Here is a 22,339-nt window from a genome sequence, read left to right on the forward strand (position 1 = left end):
TATAGTCCGCGCGATTTTGCAACCCCCGCGCCGGCCGGCCGTCAATCGGCGGCGACGTGAAGGAGCCTTCCCGTGATCACCCCCGCTTTTGCCCAGGGCTTTGGAGGCGGCGGCACCAACGACGTCCTGATGTCGCTGGTTCCGTTCGTCCTGATCTTCGTCATCATGTGGTTCCTGATCATCAGGCCGCAGCAGAAGCGGGTGAAATCGCATCAGGAGATGATCAAGAATGTGCGCCGCGGCGACACGATCGTCACCTCGGGCGGCATCATCGCCAAGGTCTCGAAGGTGATCGACGACGCCGAGCTCGAGGCCGAGATCGCCGATGGTGTGCGCGTGCGCATCCTCAAGGGCATGGTGTCGGACGTGCGCGCCAAGGGCGAGCCGGTCAAGAGCTGAAGGCCGTGAGGCGCGGGGCCTGAAGGCGCCCGCGCCCGCCAACAAGGCTGTTCAAACAGATGCTTCGTCTCCAGGCCCGCAAGGTCATTCTCGTTCTGCTCGTGCTGGTCTTCGGCTGCGGGCTCGCCGTGCCGAACCTGTTCTCGCCCGAGACCCGCAAGGCGATCGAGCAAGGCGCTCCGGCCTGGATTCCGCGCTTCCTGCTGCCGATCCATGCGATGACGCTCGGCCTCGACCTGCAGGGCGGCTCGCACGTCCTGCTCGAGATCGACCGCGCCGACCTGATCCGCAGCCAGGTCACGCAATTGCGCGACGACGTCCGCCGCATCCTGCGCGAGGAGCGCGTCGGCCTTCAGGGCGGCATCGGCCTGACCCCGCGCGGCGTGCAGCTGCGCGTTCCCGAGGCGGCCGACCGCGCCAAGCTGATGCCGAAGCTGCGCGAGCTCGCCCAGCCGATCGGCACCTTCGGCGCCTTCGGGCCCTCCGGCAACCAGTCGATCGAGGTCACCGAGAACCCCGACGGGCTGATCCAGCTCAACGTCACCGAGGCCGGTGCCAACGAGCGCATCCGCCGTGCCGTCGAGCAGGCGATGGAAGTGTTGCGCCGCCGCGTCGACGCGCTCGGCACCACCGAGCCGAACATCCAGCGCCAGGGCCTCGACCGCATCCTGGTCCAGGTGCCGGGCCTGCAGGACCCGCAGCGCCTGAAGCAGATCCTCGGCGAGACCGCCAAACTGCAGTTCCGCATGGTCGCGGATGCCAATGCCGGCGATGTCGACATGCTGCCGTCGCAGGATCAGGGCGGCCAGCCGATCCCGATCAGCCGCCAGGTCATCGTCGAGGGCGAGGACCTGATCGACGCCCAGCCGGCCTTCGACCAGCGCTCGAGCCAGCCGATCGTCAATTTCCGCTTCAACATCCGCGGCGCCCAGCGCTTCGGCCAGGCGACCACCGAGAATCTCGGCCGCCAGCTCGCCATCGTGCTCGACAACAAGGTGATCTCGGCCCCGGTCATCCAGTCGCCGATCACTGGCGGCTCGGGCCAGATCTCCGGCAATTTCACGGTCGAAGCGGTCAACAACCTCGCCATCCTGCTGCGCGCCGGCGCGCTGCCGGCGAAGATGACGATCGTCGAGGAACGCACCGTCGGCCCCGGCCTCGGCCAGGATTCGATCCAGGCCGGCAAGATGGCGACGATCATCGCGACCGTGCTGGTCATCCTCTACATGATCGGCAATTACGGGCTGTTCGGCATCATCGCCAGCATCGCGCTGCTCGTGCACGTCTGCCTGATCCTCGGGTTGATGTCGCTGCTCGGGGCAACCATGACGCTGCCGGGCATCGCCGGCATCGTCCTGACGATCGGCACGGCGGTCGATTCGAACGTGCTGATCTACGAACGCATGCGCGAGGAATCGCATCTCGGCAGATCGCTGGTCTCTGCGCTGGAGGCTGGCTTCCAGCGCGCCTTCGCCACGATCATCGATTCCAACGTCACCATGCTGATCGCCGCGGTTGCGCTGTTCGCCCTCGGCTCCGGCCCGGTGCGCGGCTTCGCCGTCGTCTTCATCCTGGGCATCCTGACCACGGTCATCACCGCGGTGACGCTGACGCGCATGCTGATCGCGCTCTGGTATCGCTGGGCGCGGCCGAAGGCCCTTCCGTTCTGACGCCGCAGGCCAGGAGATAACAGACCATGCGCCTGCTTCGCATCGTTCCCGACAACACCCGCTTCCGCATCGTTCACTGGCGCCGTCTCGCCTATCCGTTCTCGGCCGCCTATTCGGTGCTGGTGCTGGTACTGTTCCTGACGGTCGGCCTCAATTTCGGCATCGATTTCCGCGGCGGCACGCTGATGGAGATGCAGGCCAAGAGCGGCAAGCCCGACATCGCCCAGGTCCGCCAGACCGCCAACAGCTTCGGCTTCGGCGAGGTCGAGGTCCAGGAATTCGGCAATGCCGGCGACCTCTCCATGCGTTTCGCGCTGCAGCCGGGCGGCGAGGTCGCGCAGCAGGCGGTGGTGACCAAGGCCCGTGCCGCCTTCGCCGACGCCTACGAGTTCCGCCGCGTCGAGACGGTCGGTCCGCGCGTCTCGGGCGAGCTGGTCCAGGCCGGCACGCTCGGCGTCGTGCTCGCGATCATCGGCGTGCTGGTCTATCTCTGGTTCCGCTTCGAGATGCAGCTCGCCATCGGCGCGATCGTCGGCACCATGCACGACATCGTGCTGACCATGGGCTTCTTCCTGATCACGCAGCTCGAATTCAACTTGACCTCGATCGCGGCGATCCTGACCATTGTCGGCTATTCGCTGAACGAGACCGTCGTGGTGTTCGACCGCACGCGCGAATTGCTGCGCCGCTACAAGACCATGCCGATCCCGGAGCTGCTCGACCTATCCGTCAACTCGACCCTGTCGCGCACCGCGATCACCTCGACCACCACCATCCTGGCGCTGATCGCGCTGGTGTTCTTCGGCGGCACGGCGATCGAAGGCTTCGCGCTGGTCATGCTGTTCGGCGTCATGGTCTGCACCTATTCGGCGATGTTCGTCTCGACGCCGGTGCTGCTCTATCTCGACGTCCGCGCCGGCCGCCTCGACCAGAGCGAGGAACTGGCCGAAGCCAAGGCGCGGGTCTGAGGGGTTGGTAGAACGTCGCTTCGACGGCTTCGTACCCGGCCGCTACCAGCTCGACGGCTTCGGCGCCGGCGGCTTTCGCTTCGCCGAGATGAGCCATCGTGGCTCGATCCTGGCGACGCCGGCCGGCATCCGGATCTGGCCGGTCACATCCTTTGCGCAGGTGACGCTTGAGAGCTTGCAGCCGGTTCTCGACGAGGCCGGGACGATCGACTTCTTGATCCTCGGCATCGGCCACGACATCGCTTTCCTGCCGGCCTCGCTGCGCGATCCGTTCAAGGCGGTCGGCATCACCGTCGAGGCGATGGCGACGCCGGCCGCGGCACGCACCTGCAATGTCCTCGTCGGCGAGGAGCGGCGCGTTGCCGCAGCGCTGATCGCGGTCGACTGATTAGCGATCAAATCCAACCAGCCATGTCGCTCCCGCGTAGCCAAGGCCGCCGGCTGAGCCTAGACTGCCGCCGCTTCGACCCGCGTGGCGGCGGGAGCGGGGAGGGCGCATGACCACGAAAACCGAGGACCGCGCCGGCACTGCGCCGGGCCCGCTCTCCCAGGCCTATGGCCATTGCCTGGCGCTGGTGCGCGAGCATGACCCGGACCGCTACATCGCCTCGCTCTATGCGCCCGAGGCGCTCAGGCCCGGCCTGTTTGCGCTCTATGCCTTCAGCCACGAGATCGCCCGCGTGCGCGAGCAGGTCAGCGAGCCGTTGCCCGGCGAAGTCCGCCTGCAATGGTGGCGCGACGTGCTCGAGGCCGGTCCCGACGCGCCCGCGCCGGGCCACCCGGTCGCGCAGGCGCTGCTCGACACCGTCAGGCGCTTCCGCCTGCCGATCGCCCCGCTCTCAGGCCTGATCGAGGCGCGCGTCTTCGATCTCTACGACGACCCGATGCCCTCGCTCGCCGATCTCGAAGGCTATGCCGGCGAGACCGCGAGCGCGCTGATCCGGCTCGCCTGCCTCGTGCTGGGGCAAGGGCGCGATCCCGGCGGCGCGACGGCCGCCGGCCATGCCGGCGTCGCCTATGCGCTCTGCGGGCTGATGCGCGCCTTCCCCTGGCATGCGGCGCGCGGCCAGGTCTATCTGCCGGCCGACCTGCTCAGCCGCAACGGCGTCACCCGCGAGGACATCGTCCGAGGCCGCGGCGGGCCGGGGCTGACCTATTCGCTCAAGGAGATGCGGGCGCTGGCGCGCATCCATCTGCGCAAGCTCAACGACCTCGGAGCGACGGTGCCGGCCTCGATTCGGCCGGCCTTCCTGCCGGCTGCGCTGGTCGAGCCCTATCTCAGGCAGATGGAGCGGCGCAGCTACGATCCCTATCGCACGATCATCGGCCTTTCGCCGCTGCGGCGGCAATGGACGTTGTGGCGCGCGGCGCGGGCGTAGCAGAGAAGCGCGTCATGCTCGGGCTCGACCCGAGCATCTCAGGCAGATGAGGCACCTTCTGGCGCCTTCTCGTCATGAGATTCTCGGGTCTGCGCTTCGCTCCGCCCGAGAATGACGGTGATTACTCTGCCGCCTGCGTTTTCACCTCGCCAACCCAGCCATCGAGCTCGACTTTCGCCCGCGCCGTCAGCGCCTGCTTGCGGGCGACGCTCTTGGCCGGGCCCTTCAGGCGCTTGCCGTCGGGCCCCGTCGTCGCCACCCCCTCGATATGCGGAAACAGGCCGAAATTGATGTTCATCGGCTGGAAAGAGCGCGGACCCTCGTCGATGGTGACAATGTGGCCGCCGGTGATGTGGTTGACCAGCGCCCCGAGCGCCGTCGTCGCCGGCGGCAGTTCGAGCGGCCGGCCGAGCCGTTCGGCGGCGGCGAGCCGGCCGGTCAGCAGGCCGATGGCGGCGCTCTCGACATAACCCTCGCAACCGGTGATCTGCCCGGCGAAGCGCAGGCGCGGATCGGCCTTCAAGCGCAATTGCGGGTCGAGCAGCTCCGGCGAGTTGAGATAGGTGTTGCGGTGGATGCCGCCGAGGCGGGCGAATTCGGCGTTCTCCAGCCCGGGTATCATCCGGAAGATCGCAGCCTGCTCGCCATATTTCAGCTTGGTCTGGAAGCCAGTCATGTTGAACAGCGTGCCCAGCGCATTGTCCTGGCGCAGCTGGACGACGGCATAGGCCTTCACCGTCGGGTTGTGCTTGTTGGTCAGTCCGACCGGCTTCATCGGCCCCCAGCGCAAGGTCTCGCGGCCGCGCTCTGCCATCACCTCGATCGGCAGGCAGCCGTCGAAATAGGGCGTGCCCTCCCATTCCTTGAACTCGGTCTTCTCCGCCGCGAGCAGCGCGTCGATGAAGGCCTCGTACTGGTCGCGGTCGAGCGGGCAGTTGATGTAGTCGGCGCCGGTGCCGCCGGGACCCGCCTTGTCGTAGCGCGACTGGAACCAGGCGACGTCCATGTCGACCGAATCGAAATGGACGATCGGGGCGATCGCGTCGAAGAAGGCGAGCTCGCCCGCACCGGTCAGCGAGCGGATGCCTTCGGCCAGCGCCGGCGAGGTCAGCGGGCCGGTCGCGACGATGACCTTGTCCCAGTCCGCCGGCGGCAGGCCGGCGATCTCGCCGCGTTCGATCGTGATGTTTGGGTGCGCTTCGAGCGCGGCGGTGACGGCCTGCGAGAAGCCGTCGCGGTCGACTGCGAGCGCGCCGCCCGCCGGAACCTGATGGGCATCGCCCTTGGCCATGATCAGCGAGTCGAGCCGGCGCATCTCCCAATGCAACTGGCCGACGGCGTTCGAGGACGAATCGTCCGAGCGGAAGGAATTCGAGCAGACCAGCTCGGCGAGGCCTTCGGTCTTGTGGGCGTCGGTGCCGCGCTGCGGGCGCATTTCGTGCAGGACGACGCGAACGCCGGCCTCGGCGATCTGCCAGGCGGCTTCGGAGCCGGCGAGGCCGCCGCCGACGACATGGATGGGGGCGATTGCGTTGGATGTTGTCATGGCCGCGATGTGTCCGCGGCGGCGCCCAACGTCAAGGGCGCCAGAGCAAAAGCAGGCCCGGAAACGCAAAATGCCCGCTCGAAAGCGGGCATTCGCTCTTCGACCAGACCCTGAGGGGAGGAACGCAGGGTCTAGGAGAAACTACTTGAACGGAAATCAGGCAGTCGCGTGGGTACGGGCGACGTACTGGATGTCCGAGCGCGACAGGCCGAGGTCGTCGAGCTCACGGTCGGTGAGGCGGGACAGCTCGCGGACGGTCTCGCGATAGCGAAGATAGGCGCGGATCTTGGCAGCGATCATGGACAGGAACATGGTGATAACCTTTTGGTTTTTCGGGGTTTGGCCCCGACAGCGATGAATTCGTTGTGCACTGCATATAGAGAGATCAGCGTGCCTCTCACAGGGGCGCGGCGTCAGTTCTGTTATGCTCAGAGAGCATGACGAATTAAGAGATCGTTTGGAAACAGCGCCAGACCCGCGCAGAGCGCTTAACGATTTTGTCAGAACAGTGAAAATTTGGCCTAATTTTTAGGCGATGCGTGGCGCGGGATCTCTCTGTGCCAAAATATGGCGCGAAGTCGCGCAAATCAGGTCCGGTTCGCTATGCGATTTGCACTGCAACATTGGTTGCCGAGGCGAAAGGCGGTGTAACACCCTGTTCACCATGCCGGGATTCGCTGAGAATTGCGCCGGTTAGGCTGACGGCGTCATGCGCTCGCATGAGTCTGGCCGCATGATTCGACGATTCGGACAGGCGCGGGGCGGGGCATGCAGGGCGTGGGCTATTGCGAGCGGCTGAGCGCAGCCTTTTGGGCCGAGCCGCTCAATGCGGTCAGCAATGCCGCTTTCCTGCTCGCTGCGCTGGCGGCATTCCTCCTGCTGCGCCGGCAGGGGCGCCGTGACTGGCCGGCCGAAGCGTTGACGGCGTTGATCGCGATCATCGGGATCGGCTCCTTCCTGTTCCACACCATGCCGCGGCGTTGGACCTTGCTGGCCGACGTCGTGCCGATCCAGCTCTTCGCGCTCTGCTATTTCGGCCTGGCGCTGAGCCGGTTCCTGCGTCTGTCGCCCCTGGCCGCGGGGATAGGGGCGATTCTCTTCCTCGCCGCCTGCTTCGGCCTGGCCTCTGGCCTCTCGCCCCAGCTGCCTGCAGGCATGCGTGGCTCGGCCGGCTATGCCGGCTTCCTGATCGGCCTCTTCGGCGTCGCGCTGGCGGCAGGGTGGCGCGGGGATGGCGCCACAGCGGCTCGAATGGCCGTTGCCGGTTTCGTCTTCGCCGCGTCGCTGACTTTCCGCTCGCTCGATTCCGTGCTGTGCGGCGCCGTCCCGTTCGGCCTGCACTGGGGCTGGCACCTGCTCAACGGGCTGCTGCTCTATCTGCTGCTGCGGGCAGCGATCCTCGCGCCGCGCTCCTGAGCCCCATCGCCATGCCAGTCTCGCGCAGAAAAGGCGCTTGACCATGCATAATTGGTTATATAACAAGATAGCTACATAAAGAGGTCGACATGAATAGGTTGGACGCAGCCTTTTCCGCTCTCGCCGATCCGACGCGCCGGGCGATCCTGGCGCGGTTGGCGCTCGGCGAAACCACGGTGATGGAACTCGCCGAGCCCTTCGCGATGTCGCAGCCCGCGGTGTCGCGGCACCTGAAGGTGCTGGAGGAGGCGGGGCTGATCGCCCGGCGGATCGAAGGAACGAAACGGCCCTGCCGACTCGCGCCGGGAGCGCTCGAGGAGATCGACAGATGGCTCGCCATGGTCCGGCGGGCCCTGGAAGCGAACTACGGCCGGCTGGACCACCTTCTGGCCGAGATGGAACCAGACAAGGAGGAAGATCGGACATGACAAAGCTGACTCTGACCACCGAGGGCGATACCCATGTCGTCGTCACCCGCCGCTTCAAAGCCTCGCCCGAGGCGGTCTACCGCGCCCATACCGATCCGGCGCTGATCCAGAAATGGCTGCTCGGCCCCGATGGCTGGACCATGCCGGTCTGCATCAACGAGGCGAGGCCGGGCGGCAGGATCCGCTATGAATGGAGCGACGGAAAAGGCAACGGCTTCTACCTTACCGGCGAATACATCGCGCTCGAGCCATTCAGCCGCATCCAGCATGTCGAGCGCATGCATCTGCCGGAGCCGTGCCCGGACAACCATGTCGAGACCCGCTTCGAGGCCGACGGCGCCGGCACGCTGATGACGATGCGCATGACCGTGCCCGACCGCGCCACCCGCGAGGCCATGCTCGCCACCGGCATGGAGCACGGCATGGAGGCGAGCTATGCCCGCCTCGACGCGATGGCGCCCTGAGCCGTTCCATCCCACGCAGCGGCGACGGCTTGACCCGCCGTCGGCGCGCCCGGAAGCTTCTCCTCACTATAAGGAGAGGGGAAGCGCGCATGCCGGACCTGGCCCAGAAACTCGATCTCGCCGAGCTGAAGGGCCGGCTCTATTCGGCCGTGCTTTCCGATGTGCTTGACGAGCTCGGCCATCCCAACCAGGCGGTGAAGCCCTTCGTGCGCCCGCTCGACGAGGCCAGCGTGCTCTGCGGCTTCGCCCGCACCGGGCTCTACATGAAGCGTTACCATCTCCCGGCCGGGCACAACCCCTATGCGCTGGAGATGGACCTGATCGACAGCCTGAAAGCCGGTGAGATCCCGGTGCTCGCCTGCGATGGGCCGACCGACCGGATCGCGCCCTGGGGCGAACTCCTCACCACCGCCTCGAAGGTGAGAGGCGCCGCCGGCTGCCTCACCGACGGGCTGGTGCGCGATGTCCGCCGCATCCGCGAGCTCGGCTTCCCGGTTTTCCACGGCGGCATCGGCCCACTCGACACCAAGGGCCGGGCCGAGATGATGGCCGCCGACGAGCCGGTCGAGCTCGGCGGCTCCCGCGTCGCGCCGGGCGATTTCATCTTCGGCGACGTCGACGGCGTCGTCATCGTGCCCCGCGCCATCGCGCCCGAGGCGATCCGGCTGGCGCTGGCCAAGATCGAGGCCGAGGATTCGACCCGCGAGGAGCTGCTCGCCGGGACAAGCCTGCGCTCGGTGTTCGAGCGCCACGGGGTGCTGTAGCCCACCACCTCCGTCATTCCGGGGCAGGCCGAAGGCCTGAGCCCGGAATCCAGAGCCGGTGCGCTCGATCGTTCTACAATCGGATGCAGCGCCTTATCCGGCGACGGCATCGGTTCTGGGTTCCGGGCCCTTCGCTGCGCGAAGTCCCGGAAAGACGCGTAACCTTCAGCTACACCGTTCCAGCAGCCGCGAGGCCGCGGTCACGCCTTCGAGCGAGAAGGTGTAGCTGGTCTCGTTGCCGCGGGCCGAGCGCGCCGCCAGCACCATCTCGTCGCCGGCCTTCATCGCTGCGAGCAGTTCGCCCTCGCGCTCCAGTCGCTGCAGCCAGGCATTGTTGCCCGAGGTCAGCATGCGGAAGCTCTCGTCGCCGATCGTCACGGTGACGGTCGAATCCTTGGCGAAATCATAGCCGGTCTGGAAGCTCGACTCGGTGCGGGCCTGCGCGTTCGGCGCGGTCTGCACGAAGAAGAACACGTCGCCATGACGCAAGGTCGCAGGTGTTTCGGCATTCGGCGAGGAGACGATATAGCAACGCTTGCCTTTATCCCCGTCATAGGCGGCCGCGTTCCACTGCTTGAACTGGCCGAGTGGCTGGGCCGGTGCGGCGAAAGCCGAGACCGTGGCCGAAAGAAGGCTGAGCGCCGCGAGAGGGGCCAGTCTGATCATCGGGTCATCTCCTGTTTGCATCGCAGGGATGTCCAAGAGCGGTTTAACAAGGCGTAAACAAGACCCTCACAATGCCGTGCGACGGAAGGGCGCGGGGAGGGGATGAAGGGGCCCTTCTCCGAGCGCGAGCATGCTCCAGGTCGTCGTCCTGTCGCAGCGTCTTCACGCGAAACGCTGCCCGCTTCGCTCGACAGGGCTCTAGCCGATCAAACCGACCATGCTGACGACGATGGGGCCCATCAGCGGCAGCAGCACATTGGAGATCGCGTAGGTGACGGTATAGCCGATGACCGGTGTGGAATTGCCCGCGAGCGAGACGAGCGCGCTGATCGCGGGCGTGCTGCAATGCTGCCCCGCAATGGCACCGAGCAGAATCGGCGCCTCGATCCTGAGCAGATAGCGGCCGATATAGAGCGAGGCGAGCGCGGGCAGGGCCGAGACCAGGATCGACAGCACCGGCAGGATGAGCCCGTATTGCTTGAGCAGGGCGAAGGCCTCCGGCCCGACCGAGAGCCCGACCGCGGCGATGAAGGTCGCGAGCCCGAAATCCTTCATGAAATCGGCGGCCGCATGCGGGATCGCGCCATGCTGCGGCCGGTGCATGTGCAGCCAGCCGAAGACCAGGCCGGATACCAGCGCGCCGCCGCCGGTGCCCAGCGTCAGGTTGAGCGCCCCGATTTGCAGGCTGAGCTCGCCGAGCAGCAGGCCGACGACGATGCCGAGCCCCAGCATGACGAAATCCGTCGCGGCGCTCGCCGGCAGCAGATGGCCGAGCTCCGGGGCGGCGCGGATAATCGCCTCCTCCGAGCCGTAGAGGGTCAGGATGTCGCCCTGCTCGAGTACCGAGCCGGGCAAGGCAGGGATGTTCTGGCCGAGCCGGCGAATGCGCGAGATGAAGACGCCGCGCCGCTGCTCGGCGCTGGCGAGCCGGCGCAGATCGCGGATCCGGCGTCCGCTGACCTCGCGGCGCACGAGTACGACCTCGCGCTCGACCAGCGGGACATTGTCGCCGGCCGGCATCGGCACCTCCGCGCCGAGGCGCTCGCTGACGGCGATGACGGAGCGCCGCCGGCCGAGCACCAGGACGATGTCGTCCGGCTCCAGCGCGGTCTCGGTCGTAGCCTTGGTGAAGCCTGAGCTGCGCCCGACCTGATCGATGGTCACGACGCCGTTGACGCTGTTCTCGAAGGCGCCGACGGTGCTGCCGGCGATCGGCCCGACACGGAAGCTGCGCGAGACGATCTCGGGTACGCCGTTCTCCTTGCCTGCCTCGTCTTCGGCCCCAAGGTCGCGGGCAAGCGCCGCCGAGGCCTCGCGGATATCGACCCCGAGCAGCAGCGGTCCGATCTGCGTGACGACGACGACGATGGCGACGAGGCCGAACAGATAGGTGACGCTGTATGCGGTGGCCATGTTGGCCTGAAGCCGGTCGATCTCGCCGGCCGGTAGAGCGAGCCGCGCAATCGCTTCCGAAGCCGTGCCTAGAACGGCCGATTCCGTCGCCGAACCGGCGAACAACCCCGAGGCCGTGCCGTAGTCGAGCCGGAACAGCGCGACGGCCGCTGCCAGCAACAGCAGCACGGTGACGACCTCGACGAAGGACAGGATGCCGTAGCGCCAGCCGCCGCGAATATTGTTGAAGAATTGCGGGCCGGCCGTAAAACCGAGCGCGAAGATGAAGAGCGCGAAGGCGACGTTCTTCAGGTCCGGGCTGATCTTAACGCCGAGTTGTCCGATCGCCAGCGCGACGAACAGCGTGCCGCAGACTCCACCGATCTGGATGGAGCCGATCCGGACCTTGCCGATCAGGTAGCCGAGGGCCAGCGAAATGAAGAGCGCAACAACCGGTTGTTCAACGAATGACACGATGAAACCCAGTCTTGGAGCAATCTGCGACCAAGACTATCGATTGCCCTCTCGAAGCGCGCAAGGCCAAGCGATTTCGTTGCGTCAGCCGCGGGGCGATGTGATCAGCGAAAGGGGGTCGGGGGCAATGGCGGCTCTTCACTGAGCAGCGTAATCCTCACCCGTCGGTTTGGCGCGATGTAGGGATTGTCGGGGAAGACCGGCTCGGTATCGGCGCGCCCCACCACGGAAGCGAAGCGGTCGTTGGGGAAGCCGGCGCCCGACAGGATCTCGCGGACGGCGAGCGCGCGCCCGGTGGTCAGGCTCCAGGGCTCGGCGCCCTCCGCCGCGCCCGGGCGCGCGGCGGAGGTGTGGCCGGTGATCGCCAGGCGGTTGGGCAGGCGGCGCAGAGTCGGCGCGAGCGTCTCCAGCACGCGACGGGTGCTCGGATAGGGTTGGACTGAGCCCTCGGGGAACATGGAGCGGCCGGACTCGTCCATGAGGGCGACATCCAGCCCCTCCTTGGTCGGCTCGATCACGATGTTGCGCGACAGATCGGCGATTTCGGGCATGCTCTGGAGCGTCTGCCGGAGGCTGGCGATCGCGCTGTGGCTGGCCTGCTGGCCGGCGGCCGAGCGGTTGGCCTCGCGGTCGCCGCTGCCGCCGGAACTGGTCCGGCGTGCCTTGTCCTCCGGCTTGGAGGTCCCCGTCGCCGCCTCGCGTGGCGGCGACGGCTTGCTGCCTGACTTGTCGAGCGCGGTACCCCATAGCATGCCGCCGGCGCCGCTGGTGCTGGGGCTCAAGGAACCCGGCGCGAAATACTCCGCCAGGCCTTCCTTCTGCTCCTGCGTCGTCATGCTGATCAGCCACATCAGCAGAAAGAACGCCATCATGGCGGTCACGAAGTCCGCATAGGCGATCTTCCAGGCGCCGCCATGGTGCGCATGCGCGGCCTTCTTGACCTTCTTGACGATAATCTGCTGGGCGGGCTTGCTCATCGGGTCCCTGCTGGATCTAGGCGGCCAGTTTGGCGGTTGCCGCTTCCACTTCGCTGAAGCTCGGGCGGACGTCGCTCATCAGGGCCTTGCGGGCAAATTCGACCGCCATCACCGGCGGCTGGCCGCTGATATGGGCAAGGAGACCCGCCTTGAGCGACAGGAAGTATTTGGCTTCCGCATCGAAGGTGCTCTTGAGCGACGCCGCCATCGGCGCGAAGAAGCCGTAGGCGACGAAGACGCCGAAGAAGGTGCCGACGAGCGCGCCGCCGATCAGGTGTCCCAGCACCTCCGGCGGCTCCTTGATCGCCCCCATCGTCTTGATCACGCCGAGCACGGCGGCGACGATGCCGAGCGCCGGCGTTCCGTCGGCGATCGACTGCATGGCCGAAACGAGACGCTCCTGCTCCTGGTGGTGCGTCTCCAGTTCCTCGTCCATCAGCGCGTCGATCTCGTGGACGTTGTTGGCGCCCAGCGTCAGCATGCGCATGTAGTCGCAGACGAACTCGACCGCGTGATGGTTCGCCGCAAATGTCGGGAAGGCATTGAACAGCGACGAGCTGTGGGGGTTTTCGATGTGCTCCTCGACCGCGAGCATGCCCTTCTGCTTCACGAGCTTGTACAGGGAATACTGCATCCCCAGCAGCTCGACATAGCATTCCTGGCTGTACTTGGACCCCTTGAAGATCGTGCCGAGCATGGACGGCACGGCCTTGAGGACCGGCGGAGGATTGCCGATGACGAAGGCGCCGATCGCTGCGCCGAGGATGATGACGAACTCGAACGGCTGCCAGAGCACCTCGAGATGGCCACCCATCGCCGCGTAGCTGCCGAAGACGCAGACGAAGACAATGATTGCGCCGACGATCAGCCGCATGGTGTGTCACCCTCGCACCGCAGCAGCTTTAGCCCGTGCGAAGCCACCACTCCTCCGAGGAAATGACTGATCAAGGTTAAGGGCGAGTTAGGGACCTGGCAGGCGAGGGGCGGCAAATTGGCCCAGGGGCGGACGTCGGCGTGCAATGACGAGCCCGCGGCTCCGGTGCGGCCTCTCCACAGGCGTCATGCTCGGGCTTGACCCGAGCATCTCAGGCCGGAGGAGATTCCAACCAGCGCCTTCTCGTCCTGAGATTCTCGGGTCTGCGCGGAGTTTATCCTTGGGCCGACCGAAGGTCGGACCCGAGGGCTGTGCCCGAGAATGACGCATGATCCTGCCCGCCCGCAGGCCTGCCTGCGGGCGCTTCGCGATACGGGGCTGGCGGAGCGCCGCGAGGCGCGTCGAGTAGCATCCGCTTCCGTTGAGCCAGGAAGCGGCGCGGATGGTCCCCATCCGCACGCCCCGTGGCGCTCCGCCTTCGGCTCTTTAAGCCTTCGGGCCGCGCTTCTGCGGTTGGCCTGCCCGTCCTCCCGCTCCTGCCCGGCGCCAGTGCCCCTCAACGGGTGGTCGCGCCGGTGTTCGAGCGGGGCGGCGCCTGGCGGGCCGTCCATCTAGCGAGCTCCTCGCACAGGGATCGTAGTGTCCCCAGGGCGGTGCCCCGAAGCCTCCCGGGAGCGGGGCGTAACCCCCGCCCGCAGGCGCCGACCCTCACCCAGCCTCTGGCATACCTCCGGACGGCCGCCCCGTATGGGTGATGGGCGAGGGGATCATACGGGAGGTTTTGGGCGCGGGGATAAGTTTGCCGCTCCCGTCATGGTCGCCCTTGTGGCGACCATCCACGTCTTGGCGCCGGAACGACTGGAAGAGCGGCGTTTCGTAGGCTGGCGGCTGCCATTTGCGTCGCAAGACGTGGATGGTCGGGACAAGCCCGACCATGACGATGGAGCCCTTGTCGATGCCTTGGCGCCACCGCATCCTGACGCCATGAAGCAGAAGGGCGGCTGGGTCTACATCATGACGAACCGGCCGAACGGCACGCTCTACATCGGCGTGACGAGCGACCTTGGTCGGCGCGTTCACGAGCATCGCGAGGGCCTGATTGCCGGCTTTACGAAGCAGTACGGGCTGAAACGTCTCGTCTGGTACGAATGGCATGAAGAGATCGAAGCCGCGATCCAGCGCGAGACCTCCATGAAGCGTTGGTATCGCGCCTACAAGACCCGCACGATCATGGCTCGCAATCCCGACTGGAACGATCTTTACGACGAGCTGGTCTGACCAATCCGGCAGCTCCTGACCTTTATCGCCGCTCCTCCGTCATGGTCGCCCTTGTGGCGATCATCCACGTCTTTGCGCCAGAACGGCCGGGCGAGCGGCGTTTCGTAGAGTGGCGCCTGCCATTTGCGTCGCAAGGCGTGGATGCTCGGGACAAGCCCGAGCATGACGGAAAGGCGAGGGAACCGCGACCCAACCTTCTCCCGGATGGGAGAAGGTGGCGCGGAGTGCCGGATGAGGGCCTGCCCTCTCCGCTGAGGGCGCTGCGGCTCCCTTGAACCCCAACAACTAGCGATCGCCGCTCTCATTCGGGCCAGGGGAGCGAGCAAAAAATTGGCTCGGGGGCACGAGATGTTGCTATAGTCGTATGAAAGGCAATTTGCTGATTGCGCTATTGATCAACTACATAAAAATTCTTTTCTCCTCGAGGACAGTTCTCTCGGAGAAGCAAGGCGCATCTCATAAGCGAAGCGTCTCCAGTCCCAAAGCTTTCCTCTGAGTGGCCGCACCGATCGCACGTTAGCTCCACGCCTTCTACGGTTCCATAGTCACCATCAAGCTCAACATGGGCTGTCTGCGTCGAAATTCTTGCCATGGCTTACCTCGGTTTTAGGTCTTGCCGATGATAATTTACGACCATCCTAGTCCTTGGATAGAAGGCGAACTCTTAAAGCCTTACGTTGCTGAGCTGGCGTTTTGTTCGCAGTTTTTTGACGATAGAAGCTACGAAAGTCTAGCAACCTGCGGTCAATTTCAAAGTCGATTCGTTCAAATATTTCTGGGCAGTTCGAAGATTGAAAAGAGCCTCGCCATCCGTGAACAGTCAGGTCAATAGCTACCAGTGTCTGAGCATAGCATCTATCTTGGCGCGAAAGTGGGAGATCCGTAACAGCCCTACTGATCGAACGTTGACCGTTCGCGATCAGCAATTGGATTTGAGCCATAAGCCGCATAGAGGCTGCCTCTGCAGGCGGATAAACGCCCGGTACCAGTGCGTACCCTAGAAAAACATGCGGATCGCCGATATTCCCGATAAAAGCTTTTGATGGAGATTTGATCGGATCGTATATGTCCATGTTTAATTCGGATAGAAGCCTTTTTGCAGAATCCATAGCCTTTCTAACTGCCGATAGGGATTTTCCTGTTATAATAAAGTCGTCAATATATCTTATGCACGTGATGCCCTGACTATTCATTTCCCTGTCGAAATTTTCAAGGACAATATTTCCCGCTAGCGCTGAAAGAGGACACCCTTGCGCTACGCCGTCACTTCCTGTTGGAAACAGTTTTCGGTCGTCATTGCTTAGTTTATCGTTATTAGAAAGTTCAACTGTGAGTGCGTTCTCAATAAGTTGAATGAATTCAGATTCGATAGGTTCTTTTCTAAGGAAATCAATCACATTCAATCGGGGTATTTTTGTAAAAAATCCAGAAATATCTGACCCCGCCACAAATCGATCACCGGCTTTAACACGTTCATCGAACAGCGTTATCGCATGATCTACACCGCGGCCGCGGATGCCGCCGATCGACGTCGGGGTCTGCAGAACGCGTTGAACCCCCGAAATTTCCAGTGAATCCTGCAGAACATCTAAGATAGCGCGCTGAACAATCCGATCTTCCAAGGGAGCGACGACAATGGGACGTTTGCCGGGTTTGCCACCACCTTTGGGAGGTGTGGCGCCATATGCTTTGTCGAATCGATAGTTGTCTCTCAAGCGATCTTGAATTTTTCGGAGATTAGTTGGCAAATCTTCCCCGAATTTACGCGCTTTTAGCTTGGTGTTTTCCTGCTGTGAGGTCTCAGCATTTCTGCGGATTGCGTGCCAGGCTGCCACCAGAACACGCATTGAACGGATACGTTTACATAGAGACTTTGACTTGAACCTAGCTGTGGGGCCTGCCGACAAAGTTATCCCCCCGGCCAGTTGCGTCCTTCAAGCGAAGCCCCGACAACGAAAGCCGCCGTGGCATCGACCTGCACCGCGAAGCTACTCGCCACGCGATGGTCCCCGCCTCTCGGACCTGCACCCGATACGGGCCAAGCGAGAATAAGGGCCAGTGACAAAACGGCAGCCGCCCTAAGGCTCAAGGCCAAAGTAACCGACACCGATCCAGCTCCGCGTCCACTCAAGATGACCTCCCCCTTCAGCTTAGCAGCTTTTTGGGCGCGTCAAGTCCTTGCGCGGCTCCCCGCCCAGGCCGACACATAAATTCGGAGACTGATCGGCAGGCCGCCAGCGACGGAACACCAGTCTCGCACATGTCAGCCGGGGTGTGCGGGCGTCCTTCAAGCGAAGCCCCGACAACGAAAGCCGCCGTGGCATCGACCTGCACCGCGAAGCTACTCGCCACGCGATGGTCCCCGCCTCTCGGACCTGCACCCGATACGGGCCAAGCGAGAATAAGGGCCAAGTCAGCTTCTGACACTTACTCGATTAGAGATGAGAAGAAAAGGTGAACATTGGGGTTTCCCCAGCGCGTTTGAAGCAGCCCGCTACTCCGCCGCCTGCCTTGCCCCCTTGCCCTTCAACGGCCGCCGCTGCAGCACTTCCTTGAGGAAGCGCGCGGTGTGGCCCTTGCCGATCCGCACGACATCCTCCGGCGTGCCTTGCGCCACGACCTCGCCGCCGCCGTCGCCGCCTTCGGGGCCCATGTCGATGATCCAGTCGGCGGTCTTGATCACTTCGAGATTGTGCTCGATCACCACCACGGAATTGCCCTGCTCGACCAGTTCGTGCAGCACCTCCATCAGCTTGGCGACGTCGTGGAAGTGCAGGCCGGTGGTCGGCTCGTCCAGGATGTAGAGGGTGCGGCCGGTGGCACGCTTGCTGAGCTCCTTGGAGAGCTTGACGCGCTGCGCCTCGCCGCCCGAGAGCGTCGTCGCCTGCTGGCCGACCTTGACATAGTCGAGCCCGACGCGGGCGAGCGTCACCATCTTGTCGCGGATCGAGGGCACGGCCTTGAACAGGTCCTTGGCCTCCTCGACCGTCATGTCGAGCACGTCGGCGATCGAGCGCTCGCGGTATTTCACTTCGAGCGTCTCGCGGTCATAGCGCTTGCCCTTGCAGACGTCGCAGGTGACGTAGACATCGGGCAGGAAGTGCATCTCGATCTTGATGACGCCGTCGCCCTGGCAGGCCTCGCAGCGGCCGCCCTTGACGTTGAACGAGAAGCGGCCGGCCTGGTAGCCGCGCGCCTTGGCCTCGGGCAGGCCGGCGAACCATTCGCGGATCGGCGTGAAGGCGCCGGTATAGGTCGCCGGGTTCGAGCGCGGGGTGCGGCCGATCGGCGACTGGTCGATGTCGATGACCTTGTCGAGATGCTCCATGCCCTCGATGCGGTCATGGCTGGCCGGGTGCTCGATCGAGCCGTTGAGCTTGCGCGCGATCGCCTTGTAGAGCGTGTCGATGATCAGCGTCGACTTGCCGCCGCCCGAGACGCCGGTGATGCAGGTGAACAGGCCGAGCGGGATGTCGACCGTGACGTCCTTGAGGTTGTTGCCGCGGGCGCCGACGATCTTCAGGCTCCGGCCCTTCTGCGGCTTGCGGCGCTTCAGCGGCACCGGCACGCTCATCTCGCCGGTGAGGTATTTGCCGGTGAGCGAGTTCGGGTCGGCCAAAATGTCCTGCGGCGTGCCCTTCGAGACGATCTCGCCGCCATGGATGCCGGCGCCGGGGCCGACATCGACGACATAGTCGGCGGTGAGGATCGCATCCTCGTCATGCTCGACCACGATCACGGTGTTGCCGAGGTCGCGCAGGCGGCGCAGCGTGCCGAGCAGGCGCTCATTGTCGCGCTGGTGCAGGCCGATCGAGGGCTCGTCCAGTACATAGAGCACGCCGGTGAGGCCGGAGCCGATCTGCGAGGCGAGGCGAATGCGCTGGCTCTCGCCGCCCGAGAGCGTGCGCGAGCCGCGCGCCAGCGTCAGGTATTCGAGGCCGACATCGAGCAGGAAGGTCAGCCGGTCGCGGATTTCCTTGAGGATGCGCGGGGCGATCTCGTTCTGCTTGTGCGACAGCCGAGAGGGCAGGGCGCTGACCCAGGCGAGCGCGTCCTTGACCGAGAGCTGCGAGATCTCGCCGATATGGCGCATGTCGATCTTGACCGCCAGCGCCTCGGGCTTGAGCCGGAAGCCGTTGCAGGCGGCGCAGGGCGTCTCCGACATGAAGCGGCCGATCTCCTCGCGGGCCCAGTCGCTCTCGGTCTCCTTCCAGCGCCGTTCCATATTGGTGATCACGCCCTCGAAGGGCTTCTTCACCTCATAGGCGCGCAGGCCGTCATTGTAGGCCATGCGCACCGCCTCGGTGCCGGTGCCGAACAGGATGGCGTCGCGGGCGCTTTGCGGCAGTTCGCTCCAGGGCTTGGCCGTCGAGAAGCCGAAATGCCTGGCGAGCGCATCGAGCGTCTGGCCGTAATAGGGCGAGGTCGACTTGGCCCAGGGCGCGATCGCGCCCTTCTTCAGGCTGAGCGAATGGTCCGGGACGATCATCTCCGGATCGATCCGCATCTCGTGGCCGAGCCCGTCGCAGGCCGGGCAGGCGCCGAACGGATTGTTGAACGAGAACAGGCGCGGCTCGATCTCGGGGATGGTGAAGCCGGAGACCGGGCAGGCGAACTTGGAGGAGAAGGTGACGCGCTTAGCCTCGCCGTTCTCCTCCTTCTCGTCGGCATATTCGAAGACGGCGATGCCCTCGGCGAGGTCGAGCGCCTGTTCCAGCGAGTCGGCGAGGCGGGCGCCGAGATCGGGCCGGATGACGATGCGGTCGACCACCACGTCGATGTCGTGCTTGAACTTCTTGTCGAGCGCCGGAGCGTCCGGGATCTCGTAGAACTCGCCATTGACCTTGACGCGCTGGAAGCCGCGCTTCAGCCAGTCGGCCATCTCCTTGCGGAACTCGCCCTTGCGGCCGCGCACCACCGGCGCCAGCAGGTAGCCGCGCGTCTTCTCCGGCAATTCGACCAGGCGATCGACCATCTGCTGCACGGTCTGGCTCTCGATCGGCAGGCCGGTCGCGGGCGAATAGGGGATGCCGGCGCGGGCCCAGAGCAGGCGCATATAGTCGTGGATCTCGGTGACGGTGCCGACCGTCGAGCGCGGGTTCTTCGAGGTTGTCTTCTGCTCGATCGAGATCGCCGGCGAGAGCCCGTCGATCTGGTCAACGTCGGGCTTCTGCATCATCTCGAGGAACTGGCGGGCATAGGCCGAGAGCGACTCGACATAGCGGCGCTGGCCCTCCGCATAGATCGTGTCGAAGGCGAGCGAGGATTTGCCCGAGCCGGAGAGGCCGGTGAACACCACGAGCTTGTCGCGCGGAATCGCCAGGTCGATGTTCTTGAGATTGTGCTCGCGCGCGCCGCGCACCGAGATGACACGGGCGTTCGGATCGGCCGCACGGTTGCGGTCGAACATGTCTTCCAGCGTCGCGGCCTGTTCGGCGAGCGTGGTCTTGCGAGCCATGGTGGTGTCCGAATTGAGCTTAAGCCGTACAGATAGGGCAATCGCCGGGCCATGCCAGTGCGGCCGGGCGAGAGGCGGGCATGAGTAGCACGCAGCCGCCGATGTTGCCGCATTGTTCTTGTGGGGTGTGCTGACAGCGATTGTCAGGAGCGTGGCAGGCCGCGGAAGCGCCGCCGCAGCAGGATTGCCGAGACCAGCATGGCCAGCGCCAGCGCCCCCGACAGGATCAGCGCCGCCGAGGCGCCATAGCGCTCGATCAGCAGCGCATAGGCGAGCGGCGAGGCGGCCGAGAGGAAGAAGCCCGGCGCCAGCAGGCGGCCGACATAGGCGCCATAGCTCTTCGGATCGAACAGCATCAGCGGCAGCGTGCCGCGCGTGATCGTCAGCACGCCGTTGCCGGCGCCGTAGCAGAAGGCGAAGACGAGCGCCGCGATGGCGCTGGCGCCGCCGGCGAGCCCGACGACGAAGCAGAGCGGCAGCACCAGGCAGGCGATCAGGTTGAGGTCGAACGGGCTGGTCTTCGCCCCGAACAGCACCTCGCCGAGCCGCGCCAGCGATTGGCCGATGCCGCGCGTCGAGCCGATCCAGACCGCGACCGCGGCCGGCAGGCCGAGCCCGGCGAGGATGCCGATCATATGCGCCGACATGCCGGCATTGAGGACGCCGGCGAAGGTGACGATCAGCGCGTAGAGCAGGCCGGCGAAGCGGGTATCGGCCGGGCTGAGCGTGACGACGGGCTTCGCTGCAGCCGCATCGGACAGAGGCCGCGCCGAGACGGTCGGCAGCGTCAGATGCAGCGGCAAGGTGAGCAGCGCAAAGCCGGCATAGGCGATCAGCGCCCCGCGCCAGCCGAATTGCTCGGCGAGCACATGGCCGAGCGGCCAGAACACGGTCGAGGCCAGGCCGCCGAGCAGGGTGATCTGGGCGATCGGCCGGCGCGCGGCGCTGCCGCCGATCCGGGCCAGCGCGGCGAAGGCGGCGTCGTAGAGGCTAAGCCGCATGGCGAGGCCGAGGCAGATCCAGGCGGCGTAATAGGCGGCGATCGTATGAGCGAAGGCGAGGCCGAGGCAGCCGGCGGCCGTGAGCAGCGAGCCCACGCACATCACCGTGCGGCCGCCATGGCGGTCGATCAGGTGGCCGACCGCACCGGAGGTCAGGCCCATCACCAAGAGGCCAGCCGAGAGCCCGCCATGGATGATCGCCTGCGACCAGCCGAGCTCGTTGCCGATCAGCTCACCGAAGGCGCCGACCAGGTAGTAGGAGACGCCCCAGGAGATGAGCTGCGCCAGCCCGAGGCAGAAGACTGTGCGTGGGGGGATCACCTTGCCGATCCGGCTGTCCATGGCTGGGGCAGCGTCTCGTCGCCGGGCCCGAGACTGCGCTGCATCAGCACGGTGTCGACCCAGCGGCCGAACTTGAAGCCGGTCGAGCGCAAGGTGCCGATCGGCTCGAAGCCGAAACGGCGATGCAGGCCGATCGAGCCGGCATTGCCGCTGTCGCCGATATTGGCGAGCATCTGGCGCCAGGGCCCGGCCTCGCACCGGACGATCAGCGCGCCGAGCAAGCTGGAGCCGATCTTCCGGCCGCCGAGCCCGTCGGCGACATAGATCGAATCCTCGACGGTGTGGCGATAGGCCGGGCGAGGGCGATAGGACGTCGCATAGCTGTAGCCGACGATCCGGCCGCCCTGCTCGGCGGCGAGATAGGGCAAGCCGAGGCCGAGCACCGCCTGGCGGCGCCCCAGCATCTCCTCGACGCTCGGCGGCGTCTCCTCGAAGCTCGCGAGGCCATGCAGGACATGGTGGGTGTAGATCGCGTGGATCGCTGGCATATCCGCCTCTCGCGCATCGCGGACGAGGATGGGCGATGCCGTGTTGCCGGCGGATTCAGAAGTCGTCATTCCAGTCGTTCCGGCCCGATCGGGCCGCCTTTCCGTCCTGTCGGGGCGCCCGGTCAGCGCTTCCTGTCGCGTCACGCCGATATCGGCAAGCTGGTGCTCGTCGAGCTCGCGCAGGGTCCGCAATTGCTGATAGCGCGATTGCTGGCAGGCGCCGACATAGTGTGCCGCCTCGCGCAGCATCTGTCGTCCCGCCCACCAGATCCCGTTCATCGCTCGCGCCCTGCCGCGGCCGGATTCGTCCGAACCGCCAAGCCACCTTGCGCTTTGCCGTCTCATAAATGAAGCT

The 22,339-nt window shown here is 65.4% G+C and carries 20 protein-coding genes and 1 pseudogene; 10 read left to right on the forward strand and 11 right to left on the reverse strand.

All coding sequences use genetic code 11. The features are described 5' to 3' along the window. Window positions 1-129: 129 nt before the first annotated feature. The 5 genes from yajC to AC3WLC_RS22025 all read left to right on the forward strand — a co-directional run bounded on the left by yajC (window position 130) and on the right by AC3WLC_RS22025 (window position 4,416). On the forward strand, window positions 130-399 hold the full coding sequence (gene yajC, locus AC3WLC_RS22005) for a preprotein translocase subunit YajC (protein WP_291674929.1): 270 nt from the start codon (window positions 130-132) through the stop codon (window positions 397-399). Window positions 400-458: 59 nt separating this feature from the next. After that, the gene (gene secD, locus AC3WLC_RS22010) at window positions 459-2,069 is read left to right on the forward strand and encodes a protein translocase subunit SecD (protein ID WP_493686031.1); all 1,611 of its coding nucleotides are present in this window, start codon (window positions 459-461) and stop codon (window positions 2,067-2,069) included. Window positions 2,070-2,095: 26 nt separating this feature from the next. After that, complete coding sequence (secF, locus tag AC3WLC_RS22015) at window positions 2,096-3,037, forward strand: protein translocase subunit SecF (RefSeq protein WP_493686032.1); 942 nt, start codon at window positions 2,096-2,098, stop codon at window positions 3,035-3,037. Window positions 3,038-3,041: 4 nt separating this feature from the next. After that, window positions 3,042-3,425, forward strand: a complete 384-nt coding sequence (locus tag AC3WLC_RS22020) for an Mth938-like domain-containing protein (RefSeq protein WP_493686033.1) — start codon at window positions 3,042-3,044, stop codon at window positions 3,423-3,425. 109 nt (window positions 3,426-3,534) lie between these two features. Continuing rightward, a complete protein-coding gene (locus tag AC3WLC_RS22025) occupies window positions 3,535-4,416 on the forward strand; it encodes a phytoene/squalene synthase family protein (RefSeq protein ID WP_493686034.1) in 882 nt (293 codons plus the stop codon). A gap of 121 nt (window positions 4,417-4,537) precedes the next feature. On the opposite strand, the gene trmFO is transcribed toward AC3WLC_RS22025, so the two are convergent. Both trmFO and AC3WLC_RS22035 read right to left on the reverse strand, forming a co-directional pair. Beyond that, entirely contained in the window at window positions 4,538-5,962 is a 1,425-nt protein-coding gene (trmFO, locus tag AC3WLC_RS22030; RefSeq protein ID WP_493686035.1) for a methylenetetrahydrofolate--tRNA-(uracil(54)-C(5))-methyltransferase (FADH(2)-oxidizing) TrmFO, read from the reverse strand. 156 nt (window positions 5,963-6,118) lie between these two features. Continuing rightward, entirely contained in the window at window positions 6,119-6,274 is a 156-nt protein-coding gene (locus AC3WLC_RS22035) for a DUF1127 domain-containing protein (protein WP_493686036.1), read from the reverse strand. A 456-nt stretch (window positions 6,275-6,730) separates the two neighbouring features. Here AC3WLC_RS22035 and AC3WLC_RS22040 point away from each other — a divergent pair, with 456 nt between their 5' ends. The 4 genes from AC3WLC_RS22040 (at window position 6,731) to AC3WLC_RS22055 (ending at window position 9,034) form a co-directional block, all read left to right on the forward strand. Next, window positions 6,731-7,378, forward strand: a complete 648-nt coding sequence (locus AC3WLC_RS22040) for a ceramidase domain-containing protein (RefSeq protein WP_493686037.1) — start codon at window positions 6,731-6,733, stop codon at window positions 7,376-7,378. Between the two features lie 89 nt (window positions 7,379-7,467). After that, a complete protein-coding gene (locus AC3WLC_RS22045) occupies window positions 7,468-7,806 on the forward strand; it encodes an ArsR/SmtB family transcription factor (protein ID WP_493686038.1) in 339 nt (112 codons plus the stop codon). Then, entirely contained in the window at window positions 7,803-8,270 is a 468-nt protein-coding gene (locus AC3WLC_RS22050) for an SRPBCC domain-containing protein (protein ID WP_493686039.1), read from the forward strand. The genes AC3WLC_RS22045 and AC3WLC_RS22050 overlap by 4 nt, the downstream gene beginning before the upstream one ends. An 89-nt stretch (window positions 8,271-8,359) precedes the next feature. Further along, complete coding sequence (locus tag AC3WLC_RS22055) at window positions 8,360-9,034, forward strand: RraA family protein (protein ID WP_493686040.1); 675 nt, start codon at window positions 8,360-8,362, stop codon at window positions 9,032-9,034. Window positions 9,035-9,199: 165 nt separating this feature from the next. Here AC3WLC_RS22055 and AC3WLC_RS22060 read toward each other — a convergent pair whose 3' ends face one another. The 4 genes from AC3WLC_RS22060 to motA form a co-directional block, all read right to left on the reverse strand. Continuing rightward, window positions 9,200-9,700, reverse strand: a complete 501-nt coding sequence (locus AC3WLC_RS22060) for an invasion associated locus B family protein (RefSeq protein ID WP_493686041.1) — start codon at window positions 9,698-9,700, stop codon at window positions 9,200-9,202. 198 nt (window positions 9,701-9,898) lie between these two features. Further along, complete coding sequence (aspT, locus tag AC3WLC_RS22065) at window positions 9,899-11,566, reverse strand: aspartate-alanine antiporter (RefSeq protein ID WP_493686042.1); 1,668 nt, start codon at window positions 11,564-11,566, stop codon at window positions 9,899-9,901. Between the two features lie 104 nt (window positions 11,567-11,670). Next, complete coding sequence (locus AC3WLC_RS22070; protein ID WP_493686043.1) at window positions 11,671-12,543, reverse strand: flagellar motor protein MotB; 873 nt, start codon at window positions 12,541-12,543, stop codon at window positions 11,671-11,673. Window positions 12,544-12,559: 16 nt separating this feature from the next. Beyond that, window positions 12,560-13,417 carry a flagellar motor stator protein MotA gene (gene motA / locus AC3WLC_RS22075; protein ID WP_493686044.1) on the reverse strand — a complete coding sequence of 286 codons (858 nt, stop codon included), beginning with the start codon at window positions 13,415-13,417 and terminating at the stop codon, window positions 12,560-12,562. 813 nt (window positions 13,418-14,230) lie between these two features. Here motA and AC3WLC_RS22080 point away from each other — a divergent pair. Further along, the gene (locus AC3WLC_RS22080) at window positions 14,231-14,695 is read left to right on the forward strand and encodes a GIY-YIG nuclease family protein (RefSeq protein WP_493686045.1); all 465 of its coding nucleotides are present in this window, start codon (window positions 14,231-14,233) and stop codon (window positions 14,693-14,695) included. A gap of 638 nt (window positions 14,696-15,333) precedes the next feature. Here AC3WLC_RS22080 and AC3WLC_RS22085 read toward each other — a convergent pair. From AC3WLC_RS22085 to AC3WLC_RS22105, 5 genes and pseudogenes are all read right to left on the reverse strand, one after another. Continuing rightward, window positions 15,334-16,542 (reverse strand): reverse transcriptase domain-containing protein, encoded by a 1,209-nt coding sequence (locus AC3WLC_RS22085; protein WP_493686046.1) that lies wholly within the window; start codon window positions 16,540-16,542, stop codon window positions 15,334-15,336. A 647-nt stretch (window positions 16,543-17,189) separates the two neighbouring features. Beyond that, window positions 17,190-20,105 carry an excinuclease ABC subunit UvrA gene (uvrA, locus tag AC3WLC_RS22090; protein WP_493686106.1) on the reverse strand — a complete coding sequence of 972 codons (2,916 nt, stop codon included), beginning with the start codon at window positions 20,103-20,105 and terminating at the stop codon, window positions 17,190-17,192. Window positions 20,106-20,296: 191 nt separating this feature from the next. Further along, on the reverse strand, window positions 20,297-21,496 hold the full coding sequence (locus AC3WLC_RS22095; protein ID WP_493686047.1) for an MFS transporter: 1,200 nt from the start codon (window positions 21,494-21,496) through the stop codon (window positions 20,297-20,299). Continuing rightward, the gene (locus AC3WLC_RS22100; protein WP_493686107.1) at window positions 21,472-22,053 is read right to left on the reverse strand and encodes a GNAT family N-acetyltransferase; all 582 of its coding nucleotides are present in this window, start codon (window positions 22,051-22,053) and stop codon (window positions 21,472-21,474) included. The genes AC3WLC_RS22095 and AC3WLC_RS22100 overlap by 25 nt, the downstream gene beginning before the upstream one ends. 69 nt (window positions 22,054-22,122) lie before the next feature. Next, window positions 22,123-22,329 (reverse strand): annotated as a pseudogene (locus AC3WLC_RS22105) (YjiS-like domain-containing protein); the annotation flags it as partial. Between the last annotated feature and the right edge of the window lie 10 nt (window positions 22,330-22,339).

The sequence above is a fragment of the Allobosea sp. GW821-FHT03A12 genome (genome assembly GCF_058986765.1).